This is a genomic window from Heyndrickxia acidicola (assembly GCF_001636425.1).
GTDB classification, from domain to species: domain Bacteria; phylum Bacillota; class Bacilli; order Bacillales; family Bacillaceae_C; genus Bacillus_AE; species Bacillus_AE acidicola.
Window position 1 is genome coordinate 4,273,571 of the sequence record NZ_KV440953.1, and the last position, 14,212, is coordinate 4,287,782.

The window sequence follows — 14,212 nt, forward strand, 5'->3', positions numbered from 1 at the left end:
AGTCTTAATGGATTTGAGCCATTTCATCATTACTTACATTCCACTTTTTCTGAATTTCCACTTTGCTAACGCCAGAATGGTATAGGGAAGATAAGTATTTCATTAAACCAGGCTTTGCATCGGGCAAGACAATTGTATTGCCTGTGCTTTGATCATCATTTTTCCCCGCAGCTTTTTCCTCGCTCAAGCGTGCGTCTATTATGTTTTTATCAGCTGCATTAAAATGAATGGCTGCTACTTCGACTCCTTTATAGCTTATTTCGGAAGCGTTCGTGCTGGAAACCGGTTCAGCATTAGAAGAGATTTCCGTCCTGCTGGCAGTCCAGACACTTCCTCCATCATATGCGCTGGACACTGATTGACTGCGCTGTCCTAGTGCACTGTCATACCATACAGCAGCAGGCGTGATGAGGGAGCCATTTACAATAAACCCCAGATTATACCCATTGTAATCATGGACTGCCCGGGAAACTAATTTTGAACAATACCATTTATCATTGCTGGTATAACTGGCTAACCAGCTGTACGGACCTGAATGGCTCAATGCATTTTTAACGACAGACGGCCCGCTAAATTTATACCCTTTTTTGTTAAAAAAGGTTAAGGATGCAGCATCATAAGCTTGAAAGTCTGATTGTTTTCCAGTCGTGATAACTGAGTTGGAGGAACCTCGGTCTGTAGATTCTACAATCGGCCCATCCCAACTTCCATTAGAATAAGAGGACCCTTGGGCCACGAGTGCAGTATGAGAAAACGCACCGTAATTGCATCCATTATCATATCCAAATAAAATATCCCCTTGGAGAGAAGGCGCTAAATCAAGGTGGTTGTAGTGTTTTGACCATGTCCCTGTCCAAAATGAATTACCATCCGTGCTGCTGTCTGCATGAGCAGATGGAGAGAAAGATAATGCAGCTATAAGCATCCAAAGTCCAAGAGTAATGCCCAACACTGTTTTTTTAAGTTTCATAATTCCCCTCTTTTTGTGAAAAATAGCAGTGGTGTTCTGCTATATCATATACCGCATCTGGAATTATGCGAATAATTAAAATAAATAATTTTACATTTTAAAAAATAATAAACGAAGGAAGAGCAATTCCCTCATTTTTGAAAGGAACAAGTCTAAATTTATAATTCCTGAGTATTATCATAGTAGAGAAGGAGGCGATGATATGGTGAAATCAATCGGAATTTTGGGCGTTGGCCAGGCGGGCGGGAATGTTGCTGAGATTGCCTCAACCATGGGCTTTCCAACCGCCCTTATCAATACGAATCAGCGTGATGGCTTAGTGAACACAAGAGTGGAGAAGAAGTATTTTGTGCCGGGATATAATGGAGCAGGGCAGGACCGCTCAATAGGGCTAAAAGCGATTCAGGATCACTATCTCGAGATCATTTCGTTTGTAAAGCAATCCTTTAAAGATATCAATCTGCTATTGGTGGCTTTTTCTACAGATGGGGGTACCGGGTCGGGTATGAGCCCGTTATTAATTGATTTATTAACAGACCAGCTGCCTGATATCAGTGTGGGTGCGATTGCGATTGTACCAGAGCGAAACGTGCTTGCGGGCAATCGAATCAATACAGCTGAATGTGTCCAGGAGCTTTCCAAAATAGAGGGGCTTGCTTCAGTATTTCTGGTAGACAATGATCAAGTGCGCAAGATGAATCCACAATCCAGCAAGCAGCAGATTTATGCTGCATCGAATCATCAGGTAATGGAGGCCATAAACAGCGTATTGCAGATTACACAGAAAAGCTCCTTTTACGGGAATCTGGATGAGACGGACCTTATTAATATTCTTAATACAAGAGGTGTTACGATCATCTCTTCAACCGTCGTTACAGACGCCAAATCCACTTCAGATGTGACCAGCAAAATCCATCGTTCCTGGGCCAATTCGATCTTTTGCCCTGTAGAATCAACAGGCGTTATTCGGGCCGGCCTTATTTTTGAAGGTCCTGAGCATTTCACCAAGCTGATTAATGTGCCGGCCATATTTGAAAGAGTAGGAGAACCGCTGCAATTATTTGAAGGAACCTATGTCACGGAAACGGACCCTACGATCACCACCGTTTTAGCCGGTCTGCCATTTCCTTCGCGCAGACTATTTGCTCTTGAGGAATCCCTCGAGAAAAACAAAGATCGTTTACAAACTCTTGTCAGCAATGAATACACCCAAAAGTACGAATCCCGCATCTCCTGGGCATCCAATTTAAAAATTAAAAAACCTGTAAAACAGGAAAGCTCCGTGTCTTCCAAGCTTTCAAAATACCAGAGATAGCCTTTGTGTTAATGAGGATTTGAGTATGACCGTGATAAGCTAACGGGTTCTGTTTCCTATCACAAAACTTGATTTTACAACTAAAAATGCATATCTATTCGCACCGTATATGCGGTGCGTTTTCCTTTAGAAAATCAAAATAGCCTAGTCCCCATTGAACTAAGCTAATTGTAGTGTTAATTGTGGAGCTTTTTCCACGAACGTACCCAGTTAGCATTCTTTGAAAAAAATAGGGCTCCTCAGTAAGATATGAGTATAGACACCACTCTAACTCACAACCTTAGGAGGAACCCTACTATGAAGTTTAAAATGCAAAACAAACAAAATCAACTGATAGAAAGAATTTCCGTTAAACATCTTGTTGTTGGCGTGGATATAGCCCAACAATTTCACGTGGCCAGAGCCGTAAATTTCCGTGGAATTGTAGTCGGTGATCCACTTACATTCAATAATAATGAAGAAGGATTTGCTAGTTTACTAAAATGGATTAAACATCTTCAAAGATTAAACATCTTCAAAGATTAAACAACCTAGATGAAGCTATTGTTGGGATGGAACCAACTGGACACTACTGGATCAATCTTTCAAAATGGCTTTCTAAACAAGATATTGAGGTTGTAACAGAAACCCTCATTTAGTAAAAAAGAATAAAGAAAACCGTGATAATACCCAGTCAAAAAGCGATAAAAAGGATGCTTTAGTTATAGCAGATATGGTGAAGAACGGTTACTACTCAGAGATTAGGTACACAACATAATCATTCGAAAAACTAAGGGTTCTTATGTCTAACCGTGATGTAGTAGTTAAACGCCTTGTTAGCTCTATCAATCAATTAAATCGGTGGGTAGATATTGTTTTTCCTGAGCTCCGACAGGTGTTTAAAGATATTAAGGCTAAGGGGGCAATCGCAACCCTCCGTTTATTTCCGTCCCCCATGGACTTAGAGACTATGCAGCCTCACGAGGTTATTGCAGGTTGGAAATCTATAATGAAAAGGCAGCCTGGATTAAAAAAAGCCCTATTACTCCTTCAATTAGCTAAGAAATCTGTCGGTACTAGACAAGCACTTGATGCATATAAATTTCATTTAGAACAGTTATTAGAGGAATATGATTTAGCTGTAACACAACTCGAAAGAGTTGAACAACAAGTTACCGAAGCGTTAAACAAAATTCCTTTCGCTAAGAAACTGCTTACCATCAAAGGAATTAGTGAAATATCTTTGGCTGGCATATTAGGTGAGGCAGGAGATTTAAGTGGTTTCTCCCACGGTAATTCTCTACTAAGGCATGCAGGATTGCATCTAGCTGAAGCAAGTTCAGGAAAGTGGAAAGGCCAAATTGTCATTTCTAAACGCGGAAGATCGAGATTGCGACGATTCCTTTACTTAGCAACAATGAGCCTTGTCATGAACAACCAAGAATTTAAAGCATTACATTCTCATAATGTTAAAGTAAAAAAATGAAGAAAATGAAATCCATTATGAAGCTAATTGGAAAGTTGGCAAGAATTTTTGTAGGTATTTCTCGACGTAATGAAATCTATTGTCCTGATAAACTTCAACCATTATCACCGTTGGCGGCCTAATAATTACAGAAGCGATGATTTTTCGTCCCCTTTAAGGATGGATATGTATAATATAAACTTGTTTTTACCGAATGTTGGCTTATTCGTAGGATTTCAAATATGTACGGAGTACCAGATTTCTTGCACGAAAGGGCACGGACCCATCAGTTTAGCATAACTGGCCTCCACCCCTTGGATAGGCATGACGAAGGAATGAGAGGGCGATTGACCCGTTGAGACATGGGAGGGAAAGCCTCCAGGGGCGGCGTGGAGCATGTACATTATATGGTAAATTGTGGAGTTACACTTTACTCCTCTATTTAACTATGCCTTCACGAAGCCTTAATGATCTGACCTCATTTCATTTAATTGTTATTCCTATATCAATGGTTATGAAATCCTGCGAAAAAGCGAGTATTCGGGAGAAAATCGTATTAAACTGAGGGAGTGGAAGAAGGATTTATTCAACACTTTATAGAAGATAGATTGGAAAACATTGTATTTTATAAGGTGTGTGAGACTGAATGGACGTAAATAGAAAAATATTTGAGGATAATATGGAGAAATACAAGGACCCAGCGATGTATGATTTGCAATATGAGAATTATTTAAAGGACCTTCCCCTGCTGCTTGAATGGGCGAGCAAGTTCCATTTGGGTACTGTACTCTTCACTCCCACTTCAAAAATCCAGCTGCGAGCTCAGATCGAGCTTCCGGCTCAGCGTCTGATAATTCACTGGCAAGTGAGCCTATTGGACATCCCCCTAGGCATTACCGGTCATTCTGAAGCTGTACGATTGCGTCACGCCAGGTTCGTAGCGCCTCCATGCTATCTAGATGGATCACCAAAGACTCTTGCATACTCATCACTTGTTCAGTCTGATAAATAATAACAGCATGAACTAGCTCTCGCTTTTCCTTGAAATAATGATATAACTGGGACGAGCTAACTTGAGCCTCTTTCTGAACGTCTTCCACGCGTGTACCAGCAACACCCTGTTCAAACATCAATTTGGCTTCGGCGGTAACAATTCGAGTACGAGTCTCTTCTCCCTTTTTCGTTAGCCTTCTTTTTAGTTTCTTAACTTCATTTTGTTTTTCCATACTTTTAGTATAACAAAAATGGAGTTGACAATCCAAAAAAATATCGTTAAGATTGATTTGCGAGAAAAATGGAGTAAACACTCCAAAAAAATTTTATTGTTTAATTAGCCAGAAATACTAAAATTAACTTAATCTCAAGGGAAGAGTTTTAATGCTGGGAGCAACAGAGGTACGAGTTGTGCTTAGCTTGATGGGTATTGGGTGGTACCCCTATCTGAAATTCCTTCTTTTTATATCATCCTACTTCTATGATGAAAATCACTCGTCTAGTTGACGAAAGAAGTAATCTGCAGGAGCTATATTCTCGACTGTGATCCTCAAAAAATAACCTTGACAGATATAAAGAAATTTCAAAAGAAGCCATTATATAAATACTGCAACTTCGCTGTTTAATTCCAAAGAATTATCTGGATGATTCTTTGACTCCACTAGGGATTTTTTGTGAAAATGTCCAGGAATTATGCCCATTTCCTTGTGGTTTTGATAATTAATATAATATTTATGAAGGGTAGGTGAAAAAGCATGTTTAACGTCGAAATGTATAAAGGAAGCCGCCTTGAAAATTATGAACTCTTAAAAAAACAATTAAAGGCTTTATTATATGATGAGAAAAATCGAATTGCGAATTTTAGCAATACATCCGCACTTTTAAACCAATTTTTAGATCGTATCAATTGGGTAGGATTTTATTTAATGGACAGTAATGATGAACTTGTTTTAGGCCCATTTCAAGGTCTTCCTGCTTGTGTTCGGATTCCTCTTGGTAAAGGAGTTTGTGGAGCTGCTGCAATGAAAGGGGAGACCATCCGGGTAGATGATGTCAATCAATTCCCTGGTCACATTGCCTGTGATTCTGCAACCCAATCTGAAATCGTGATACCGATACTAAAAGAAGGGCAGCTCCTTGGGGTTCTTGATATTGATTCCCCAGAAAAAAATCGCTTTGATGAACTAGACCAAGTAAAGTTAAAAGAGATTGTAGACATCTTAATGGAATCTCTTTAAATGATAAAGAGCACATGCCCGACCGCACCGTGTTAGAAGATATTTATAAAGTTACACTAACGTTTTTTATCTAATTTTTTTTCAAGACCGATTGTTAAAAAAATCCTGTTCTTCCCTTATCAAAGCATAAATTTTCATTGATGCTGTTACAGCAGATGAGACATTCAAAAATTCGATGGTGTACGTCCAAGGTGAATAAGCTCAAATGCTACTGAGAAAATTTTTTAACTATCGTTTTGTTGAGAAGAATTATCGTTTAATTAGTTTTAATCATTGCTGTAAAAAGCAACTAAAAATTTTTATAGGAGGTTTTTTACGTGGAAAACTTAGCCAAAAGATTATTAAACTTATCAGAGGAATCAAAGAATAACTTCCCTCCTGATGTATTGGCGTTATTTGACAAATCTATTAAAGAAATTGAAGAAAATGATTTTGCAAAAGGGCTAAACGAAGGCGATAAGGCACCTGATTTTGATTTACCAAACGCAACAGGTATGAACGTGAAACTTTCAGAGGAGCTAAAAAAAGGACCTGCCATTGTTACATTTTACAGAGGAGGGTGGTGCCCTTATTGCAATATGCAATTAAGAGCGTATCAGCAAGTCCTTGATCAAATTCATGAAGCTGGTGCTCAATTATTTGCCATTAGCCCACAATCACCTGACGCATCACTTGACACGCAAGATAAAAATGACCTGACTTTCCAAGTATTAAGCGACGTAGGAAGTAAGGTTGCCACAAATTATAACCTGGCATACCGGTTACCGAATTACTTAATCAATTTGTATAAAACTATGGGAGACCAACTAAATCTTCCACAAATTAACGCAGACGAATCCTGGACATTGCCTGTAACAGGAACATTTGTTATTGATATGAACGGTGTGATTCGTCTCGCTCATTTGGATCCTGATTTCAAAAAGCGTCTTGAACCGAAAGAAATACATGATGTATTAAAGCAACTCCAAAAATAAAATTAGGATGTCGTGTAATCTATCCTTCTAGATGTTTATAAAGGAAAAAAGAAGTTACCTCGGCGTAACGGGTTCTAATACTGTCATATTTCCCAAAATTGCGTTCAATAATGTTTATAGACCTATACAAGGAATGGGGCTGGGACATAACTAGCAAAAAAACAAAAATGGTTCCACTCATTGATCTTGAATGAGTGGAACCATTTTTTGTTGAAACGCCCTCCGATTGGCATCATAACGCCCGATGCTAGAGCTAGCGGTAGTAGAATTAAACCAGTATCTAAAGCAGCGTAACCTAAGATTCGGTTTAGAACCACTAGGTTAAATAGGAAAAACTTACTGTCCTATAATCGGTTTTGAACGCTACGGAGGTCACTTTTTCTTTGGTAAGCTAAACCAGCTAATAGTTTGTCAATATTTTTCAATAAAAATTTTAAAAACCAAGTGATATACTAAAAATAGGCATGCCAAATAACCCTCCGTTAATCTAGAGTTGGAAGGTTTTACGTTATTTAGTTGGAATTAGATTCTAGGCTATATCTTGGAAAGTTGTTTTGCTTTTAAGTATGGCATAAATCCAATGTAAGAGCTTGTTTACACAGGCAATAACAGCTACTTTAAAAGGTTTGCCTTCTGCACGTTTCTTATCATAGAACTCCCGTAACTTCTTGTTTCGTGGAATGATTTCGTCGCTTGTTTTACTCTTACGACAGTCACGTATCGCACATCGAACAGCCATATATAAGGCGTGACGAAGCCTGCTGGATCCTCTTTTCGTGATTCGATTTTTCGTGGCGGTAAACTTACCAGATTCGAATACACTAGGATCCACACCAGCGAAAGCGACCAACTTTTTGGGATCAGTAAATCGATCTATCTCCCCAATTTCTGAAATGATCGTTGCCGCGATCTTTTCTCCGATACCAGGGATAGATTTGATAATAGTATATTCTTCAACTTCTTTAGCGAGGGCATCTATCTCTGACTCTAACTTGGATAGGTGCCCTTTGTATTGAAGAATGATGTTTATATACATACCGAGACTTAAAATATGACTCTGATAAACTGTTTTTTCAAACGGATTTCGTTCTGCTGCAGCCTTTAGTTGAATAGCTTTTTCTTTAGCCCATCGAGAGGAACGACTTTTACATAATTCATTTATTTTGTCGGCAACAGTTTCTACACTTGCCTCCAATATATCTTGAGATGAGGTAAACGTTAAAAGAGTCAATAATGATACTATCGAATATAAGTCACCAAAAACACCTCTGTATTCAGGGAAGACCTGATCCAGAATGGCTTGAAATTGTAGTTTAGTTTGAATCAATACCCCAGTAATATTCTCATGCTGTCTAGTAAGGTTCCGAAGGTTTAAAAGTTGAACTCCTCGCTTTTTATACGGCTCAAGGTCCTCTTTATAAAATAGCTCGCAGAGATGGTATGCATCAATCGCATCTGTCTTTACTTTCCGAAGGCTTGAACTTTTAGCCTTATAAGAAATCAATGGATTAATGATTATCAATAAATATCCACGGTCCTCCAAGTATTGAACAACAGGGGAGTGATAGTGCCCGGTTGCTTCCAGTACGATGGGTGGCTTTTGGCCTGTTTCATTCTTCACCTCCTCCAGAAACTCTACAAGTAAACTAAGACCCTCCAAGTTATGAGAAACCTTAAAACTCTTACGAAATGGTTTGCCTTTCTCTAAAAAAGCCTGAACCTGACTTTCTCCTTTTGATACATCCAGACCGACGACTGGATTCATTTTCATTCCTCCTAAGCATTCATATTTACCAGTGCCCCTAAATCCTCCCTGCAGTGTCACAGCTTCGCTTGTTATGCGAGATCGATGTCCCAACCAGCCTCAATCATGTTTCTACAAGTAGGGGGTGAACGGTTTAGCTGACGGGGTCTAAGCCCCACGGGCAGTTACGTTCTACCCTGGCTACTGATATAATAAGACCAAAATAAATAAGGTCAACCAGAAATATTTAGCATTCTGGTTAACCTTATAATACGAACGGGCAGGTTAGTGGAAGAAGGAATGGTATTATAATTGTATCTAAAAGATGCAAAATGAGTCTTATTGAGAGGGGAAATTATGCTTGAATAAAACTCAAGTAAATGTTTATTTCAGCTTGTATGGAGATGACTTTCCAATAGATGACGTTACTAAAAAGTTAGAAGTAATGCCTACTGAAGCTTATAAAAAAGGTGATTTAATTCCCAATCGTTCCACTGTTCGTTACAGAAAAGAGACGAGTTGGGATTTAGGAACAGGCTACCAACTTTCACGTGATGTAAATGACCAACTCCAAGAAATTGTAGGTAAAATACAAAATAAGTCATCAACGATTAACGAAATTAAAGAGACATATTCTGTGGAGTGTAAATTCTTTATCGTTGTCAAAATAGAGCAGGGAAATACCCCTGCTTTTTATCTGGATAAAGACACCATCAAATTCGCTTCCACTATTGAAGCTGAATTTGATGTAGATTTGTACTCTAATCCTTATGAAAGTGATATTGCCAAATAAAAAAGAGAAAACTTTTTTCCACTAATGGTTGCTTGTGTTAAACAGTGGGGTTGCCCGCGGTAGCCTTTTTCTTATGTTACTAACGGGGCAGTTTTGTGCAACATTGTTGTGATCAAAAAAATTCAGATTTCCACTTGAATCTTACGTAACGTAATGACCTATAATGAACGTAACAGCATGATGAAACGCTGGCCAACGGCCAAAAAAATCGTACAAAATAAATTCGAAATCGGAGGAGAAACGAACATGAGAAAACTAGTATTGTTCATGCATGTGTCACGGACGGGTATGCGTCGGATTCGAACGGAAGACTCGATTGGATTCCGTACAACGAGGAATTTGAGAAATACGCTGAGGAGGTCGTAGCCGAAGTAGGAGTTCCCGTTTACGGACGGACGACGTATCGCATGATGGAGAGCTACTGGCCCACAGTGCTGGAAGATCCGAATGCAACGAGGCATGAAAAGGAGCATGCCAAATGGCTCCAGGATGTTAAGAAGATCGTCATTTCCGGCACGATGGACAAGGTGGAATGGAACAATACAATGCTGATCAAGGACAATATCGCAGAGGAAATCAAGGTACTCAAGGAGCAACCCGGCAAAAATCTCGTTATCTTCGGCAGCCCGGGAGCGGCGAAGACGCTGCTTAAGCTCGGCCTGATTGACGAATTCCTGCTTACAATTTGTCCGGTCGTCCTGGGTGGCGGAAAATCGGTTTTCGACGGCGGCGGTGAGAAAATCAGGCTCAAGCTGCTGTCCAGCCGAACGCTCAAGTCGGGCATTATCGCGGCTCGCTATGAGTTGGAGAAATAGCCGTACAAGGTATTCCGGTAACGGAAAACGATAGCTTAATAAACCGCCCTTAACGGGGCGGTTATAGTTTTGGCTGAAAATCAATATTGAGAATTAACATAGTCTTGTAATAAAATAATGGTTGTGCAACTAACGGGTGCGTTAGTTTAATAAGTAATATTCGGAACCGAAAAGACTGATTAAGCTTAATCGGTCTTTTCTCGTTTCTATTGCATATAAATTATGTCGTTTATCGTTATAAGTTTTTTTAGTGATATCGAGTCGCTAAGCAGACGTTATCGAATCCTTTCCTGCACACCCAATTCGCATACGTTTTAACATACCAATTCGCAGGAGTATGTTGTCTATCAGACTCTTGTGAATTGGTATGCGAATTATAGTGCGAAATGGTGAGTTAAATTATCAATTTTCCTTTTATATCAATAAAAATAAAAGGTCTAATTCATTTGCGAATTAAACCTCTATTTATAATGTTATTTCACTGTTTGTACTCCAAAACCGAACCCGTTAGTAGCAATTGCTCAGTTTTTTATTTGTCACTAACCTGCTTTGTTAACGCAAGCAGAAAACAGCTCCCAATACTGGCAGCCGTATAGTCCACTTAAAGGTACCTCGTATGCTGTATTTGTTCCACATTCATCTATATGTCGGATAAGTGACTTTAACTATTGCTCGTGGGGTCATTTTTAACAACCTTTGTACCTTTACTTATATAGGGTTTTGCACTCTTTTTTTTGTTTGCACTAGCTTGCCAACGATTCCAGCCCTTCTTGTCTGTTCCTCTCCCTGTACCGCCTTTTCCTTTAGCTTTACTCATAAAATCACTCCATTATTATTCTAAATTGATTTACCTATCGAGTTAGTTTTAGTCATTTTACCCGGTTATTAACCAAGCATCTTGCAATAAACAATATCCTTCCACACTCCCATACTAATGTGAAAAAAAGATTCCAATAATGGTTATTGTCACTGAAATTCTGAATCGGCATTTGCTGCTATAGAAAGAATGCGGGATGATTATAGACCTCTGCTATTCTTTTTCTATGACTAATTTAGGAATATCTCGAAATATATCTAAAGGGGCTTACCCCAATTACTATTTCCTTGGAAGCTCTAAAAAATTTTCCGGCTGCTCCATTGATATAAATTACTTTTAATTGTGAATGAACAATCAATGGCTCTTATGCAAACTCGATTATTCCCTTGTAATGAATATCTGAAATCCTTCAAACATTTTCACTCCCTAAAAAAGGGTAAACCATTTTCTCTATTACCACAAGCTTCTAGGAAGAGTATAACGATGGTTTCCAACCACAATTTTTTCGCTAACCTATCAAATTTCCCCTAAGTACAAGTATATAATGATTAAAAGAAATCAACGAAGCCGCAAGAGTTTGCAAGCTTTTTCATTTTCTGTTATGATAAAAAAGAATTATTTTTGTTCGGTGTAAAGGATAGGATAAGTATCGACTTTTCGTCTTGATGATCACTTTGGGCAAGGATAGTAACACATTGTGTGGTTACACACTAGGAGGCAACAAAAATGGAACAAGGTACAGTTAAATGGTTTAATTCAGAAAAAGGTTTTGGTTTTATCGAGCGTGCTAATGGAGGCGACGTATTCGTACACTTCTCAGCTATCCAAAGTGAAGGCTTCAAATCTTTAGACGAAGGTCAAAAAGTAACATTTGACGTTGAGCAAGGACCTCGTGGAGATCAAGCTGCTAACGTTCAAAAAGCTTAATCTAAATAAAATTATACAAACAGGCCCTATTTAATAGAGCCTGTTTTTTTATGTATTTCTAGATTATTCTTTCTTAAATAAAAAAACCTACTCAACGATCGAGTAGGAATCTAAAACAGGTACTGTAAAATGTTTCTAAGCTTTAAAGGTTCACTACAGTATAACATATTGATTAACAATATACTGAGCTTTCATCCGCCATTCAAAAATTAATTTGAAAGTATGTATATTCCTATTGAGCTAACCTGCCCGTTCCATAAGAAAAAGGCTGCTGCCGCAGCAACCTGTCCTATTTAACATATGCACCCTTTAGTTTAAGTGCAATTCTTCACAAACTCTTGTTTTTTGTTCATAACTAACTGAAGTAAACGGCAGCTAAAAAATAAAAACTGTCTGCTATACAGACAGTGAAAGTTTAAACTTATAACACTGGTGGTCAATCTTTAATATTTTATTTTATCTTGTTGAGGTGGTTGCTCTTTCCATTTATTTTCAACCATTAGAGATTCAGCTTTTTTTGCTAATTTTGCAGTATCAACTATCAAATCCAAGTAATGTCTTTTTAAATCATTCCTCTGACTAGTAGCTAATGACGTAGCATAATCAGAAAGTCCAGCTGCCGATAAAATAGTTATTTGATACATCATCAATTTATCGGAAAACGGAGGGTGTGAGGAGCTAAAAACTTGTGTTTCTGTTGGCATAGGGGCAGAAAGGTCACTACCTGTTAAAAATTGTGTATGTTCATTAATAATTTTATCAGATAAATCTGCTGATTTTTGCATGAATTCACGAACTTCTTTATAATCTGCTGTTTGACCGAAACCTTTGGCTAACGCTTTGCCTATTACATTTGCTTCAATGTTTCCATATAAATGAGATATTTCAACTGCGTTTAAATATCTTTGGTTTCCAAACAAATTTATACCATTTAGATAATCTTTATCTTCAACAAAGTCCGATTTCTTCGGCGGTTCAATGAATGGGGGTCTTGTATATAACCCTTTATCTAACAAAACATCACTAACATCATCAAAAACTGTAGTTGCTTTTGATAAGCTATTCTTAAAATGTTCTCTAATATCTTTACGAGTAGACAATGTATACATTAAACCACAAGATACTACCATTACTCTTGATAAATTCTTTATGTACTTTAAAAAAAAGGAATCTGAAAATAGTCTCGGAGCATTAACATCAACATCCTGACTACCAAACCCTATTGGAATTGGAACATTTTCTGATTGTAATATCTGCTTAGTATTTTCCTTAAGATTTTCTACAATTTGAAAGGTCTTTTTAGAAACATCAATTACTTCAATATCTTCTGCTTTTGCAATAAAGTATTGCAAAACACAACTATTATGAGTGTGACCGATATATTCACTCCACAAGGAAGCCATTTCCGACGAAGTAAGTTTAACACTTTCAGGAGAACTCATTTAGAAAATCACTCCATTTTTAATGATTATTTTTTATTCTCTCACTTGCATAGGAATAATATCCCTACTTATTATTGTTATTTAAAACTCCTTAATAACTACATAAAAGAATTGACTTCCTATTGTACTAAACTGCTTCGTTTGTCGAATAAGAAATGGGATTGCCGCAGCAACCCCACTGTTTAACTCAAGCACCCGTTAATTGAATAAGAAGTAATTATATTTTCTTTTATTTTTTTATTAACTTAATTCGTAGTATAATTTCATAAAAACAAATATGAGCGGAAATAGGTGATTTAATGTTACCAAGAGCTATAAGAATAAAAGGATTCACAAGAGAAAATAGATATGAAATGATTGATTATGCAGTTAGCATTATATCAAAATGTGCTGGTTGGGTTACAAATCATACAATGTATTCAAATAAAATGATTGTCATAAACTTTGAAATAGAAGTTAGAGGGGTAAGAGAATTATTACAATTACTTAATCAAAATGGGCTTAAATTATTTGAAGAGAGCAATGAAATAGTTAAGAACTTTCAGGAAAATATTGTAAAAGGCAATGAAGACAAAGAAATAATAGGTTCAATAAACATTACATTTATAAACGACGAACCAAATACAAGAAATCATATTCCTGCTATTCCAGGATAAACTTCTTCTTAATCTATTCTGCTTTTTTAGCTTAATAACACTAATGAAAAAGTACTGCCGAAACAGCTCATTTGTTGTTAAAGT

The 14,212-nt window shown here is 37.6% G+C and carries 12 protein-coding genes and 1 pseudogene; 8 read left to right on the forward strand and 5 right to left on the reverse strand.

Translation table 11 applies throughout. The features are described from left to right. Positions 1 to 4: 4 nt before the first annotated feature. Positions 5 to 970, reverse strand: a complete 966-nt coding sequence (locus A5N88_RS19905) for a C40 family peptidase (protein ID WP_066269275.1) — start codon at positions 968 to 970, stop codon at positions 5 to 7. A gap of 202 nt (positions 971 to 1,172) precedes the next feature. On the opposite strand from A5N88_RS19905, the gene A5N88_RS19910 reads away from it, so the two are divergent. Together A5N88_RS19910 and A5N88_RS19915 are read left to right on the forward strand one after the other, a co-directional pair. Further along, positions 1,173 to 2,285 (forward strand): FtsZ/tubulin family protein, encoded by a 1,113-nt coding sequence (locus tag A5N88_RS19910; RefSeq protein ID WP_232317600.1) that lies wholly within the window; start codon positions 1,173 to 1,175, stop codon positions 2,283 to 2,285. A 297-nt stretch (positions 2,286 to 2,582) separates the two neighbouring features. Beyond that, a pseudogene (locus A5N88_RS19915) lies at positions 2,583 to 3,872 on the forward strand (IS110 family RNA-guided transposase). A 750-nt stretch (positions 3,873 to 4,622) separates the two neighbouring features. Here the strand turns inward: A5N88_RS19915 and A5N88_RS19920 are convergent. Next, on the reverse strand, positions 4,623 to 4,955 hold the full coding sequence (locus A5N88_RS19920; protein WP_066269276.1) for a TetR/AcrR family transcriptional regulator: 333 nt from the start codon (positions 4,953 to 4,955) through the stop codon (positions 4,623 to 4,625). Positions 4,956 to 5,477: 522 nt separating this feature from the next. Between A5N88_RS19920 and A5N88_RS19925 the strand changes: the two genes are divergently transcribed. Beyond that, on the forward strand, positions 5,478 to 5,960 hold the full coding sequence (locus A5N88_RS19925) for a GAF domain-containing protein (RefSeq protein ID WP_066269277.1): 483 nt from the start codon (positions 5,478 to 5,480) through the stop codon (positions 5,958 to 5,960). A 317-nt stretch (positions 5,961 to 6,277) separates the two neighbouring features. Then, positions 6,278 to 6,934, forward strand: coding sequence for a peroxiredoxin-like family protein (locus A5N88_RS19930; RefSeq protein ID WP_066269280.1), 657 nt, complete (start codon positions 6,278 to 6,280; stop codon positions 6,932 to 6,934). Positions 6,935 to 7,463: 529 nt separating this feature from the next. On the opposite strand, the gene A5N88_RS19935 is transcribed toward A5N88_RS19930, so the two are convergent. Next, the gene (locus tag A5N88_RS19935; RefSeq protein ID WP_066269281.1) at positions 7,464 to 8,699 is read right to left on the reverse strand and encodes an IS110 family RNA-guided transposase; all 1,236 of its coding nucleotides are present in this window, start codon (positions 8,697 to 8,699) and stop codon (positions 7,464 to 7,466) included. A 340-nt stretch (positions 8,700 to 9,039) separates the two neighbouring features. Between A5N88_RS19935 and A5N88_RS19940 the strand changes: the two genes are divergently transcribed. Further along, a complete protein-coding gene (locus A5N88_RS19940; protein ID WP_066269282.1) occupies positions 9,040 to 9,471 on the forward strand; it encodes a DUF4279 domain-containing protein in 432 nt (143 codons plus the stop codon). Between the two features lie 320 nt (positions 9,472 to 9,791). Beyond that, positions 9,792 to 10,286 carry a dihydrofolate reductase family protein gene (locus A5N88_RS19945; RefSeq protein WP_232317642.1) on the forward strand — a complete coding sequence of 165 codons (495 nt, stop codon included), beginning with the start codon at positions 9,792 to 9,794 and terminating at the stop codon, positions 10,284 to 10,286. 661 nt (positions 10,287 to 10,947) lie between these two features. On the opposite strand, the gene A5N88_RS24505 is transcribed toward A5N88_RS19945, so the two are convergent. Beyond that, a complete protein-coding gene (locus tag A5N88_RS24505; RefSeq protein WP_083953231.1) occupies positions 10,948 to 11,103 on the reverse strand; it encodes a DUF3934 domain-containing protein in 156 nt (51 codons plus the stop codon). Between the two features lie 726 nt (positions 11,104 to 11,829). Here A5N88_RS24505 and A5N88_RS19950 point away from each other — a divergent pair. Then, the gene (locus tag A5N88_RS19950) at positions 11,830 to 12,030 is read left to right on the forward strand and encodes a cold-shock protein (protein ID WP_066269283.1); all 201 of its coding nucleotides are present in this window, start codon (positions 11,830 to 11,832) and stop codon (positions 12,028 to 12,030) included. A gap of 443 nt (positions 12,031 to 12,473) precedes the next feature. Here the strand turns inward: A5N88_RS19950 and A5N88_RS19955 are convergent, their stop codons facing one another. Continuing rightward, positions 12,474 to 13,472 carry a DUF3231 family protein gene (locus A5N88_RS19955; protein ID WP_066269285.1) on the reverse strand — a complete coding sequence of 333 codons (999 nt, stop codon included), beginning with the start codon at positions 13,470 to 13,472 and terminating at the stop codon, positions 12,474 to 12,476. Between the two features lie 299 nt (positions 13,473 to 13,771). Between A5N88_RS19955 and A5N88_RS19960 the strand changes: the two genes are divergently transcribed. Beyond that, entirely contained in the window at positions 13,772 to 14,128 is a 357-nt protein-coding gene (locus tag A5N88_RS19960) for a hypothetical protein (RefSeq protein WP_066269287.1), read from the forward strand. Positions 14,129 to 14,212 lie beyond the last annotated feature (84 nt).

What these genes read in the sequence shown, in the direction of transcription:
- A5N88_RS19905 (WP_066269275.1), bottom strand. Translation starts at nt 970, where the DNA reads ATGAAACTTAAAAAAACAGTGTTGGGCATTACTCTTGGACTTTGGATG.
- A5N88_RS19910 (WP_232317600.1), top strand. Translation starts at nt 1,173, where the DNA reads ATGGTGAAATCAATCGGAATTTTGGGCGTTGGCCAGGCGGGCGGGAAT.
- A5N88_RS19920 (WP_066269276.1), bottom strand. Translation starts at nt 4,955, where the DNA reads ATGGAAAAACAAAATGAAGTTAAGAAACTAAAAAGAAGGCTAACGAAA.
- A5N88_RS19925 (WP_066269277.1), top strand. Translation starts at nt 5,478, where the DNA reads ATGTTTAACGTCGAAATGTATAAAGGAAGCCGCCTTGAAAATTATGAA.
- A5N88_RS19935 (WP_066269281.1), bottom strand. Translation starts at nt 8,699, where the DNA reads ATGAATCCAGTCGTCGGTCTGGATGTATCAAAAGGAGAAAGTCAGGTT.
- A5N88_RS24505 (WP_083953231.1), bottom strand. Translation starts at nt 11,103, where the DNA reads ATGAGTAAAGCTAAAGGAAAAGGCGGTACAGGGAGAGGAACAGACAAG.
- A5N88_RS19950 (WP_066269283.1), top strand. Translation starts at nt 11,830, where the DNA reads ATGGAACAAGGTACAGTTAAATGGTTTAATTCAGAAAAAGGTTTTGGT.
- A5N88_RS19955 (WP_066269285.1), bottom strand. Translation starts at nt 13,472, where the DNA reads ATGAGTTCTCCTGAAAGTGTTAAACTTACTTCGTCGGAAATGGCTTCC.
- A5N88_RS19960 (WP_066269287.1), top strand. Translation starts at nt 13,772, where the DNA reads ATGTTACCAAGAGCTATAAGAATAAAAGGATTCACAAGAGAAAATAGA.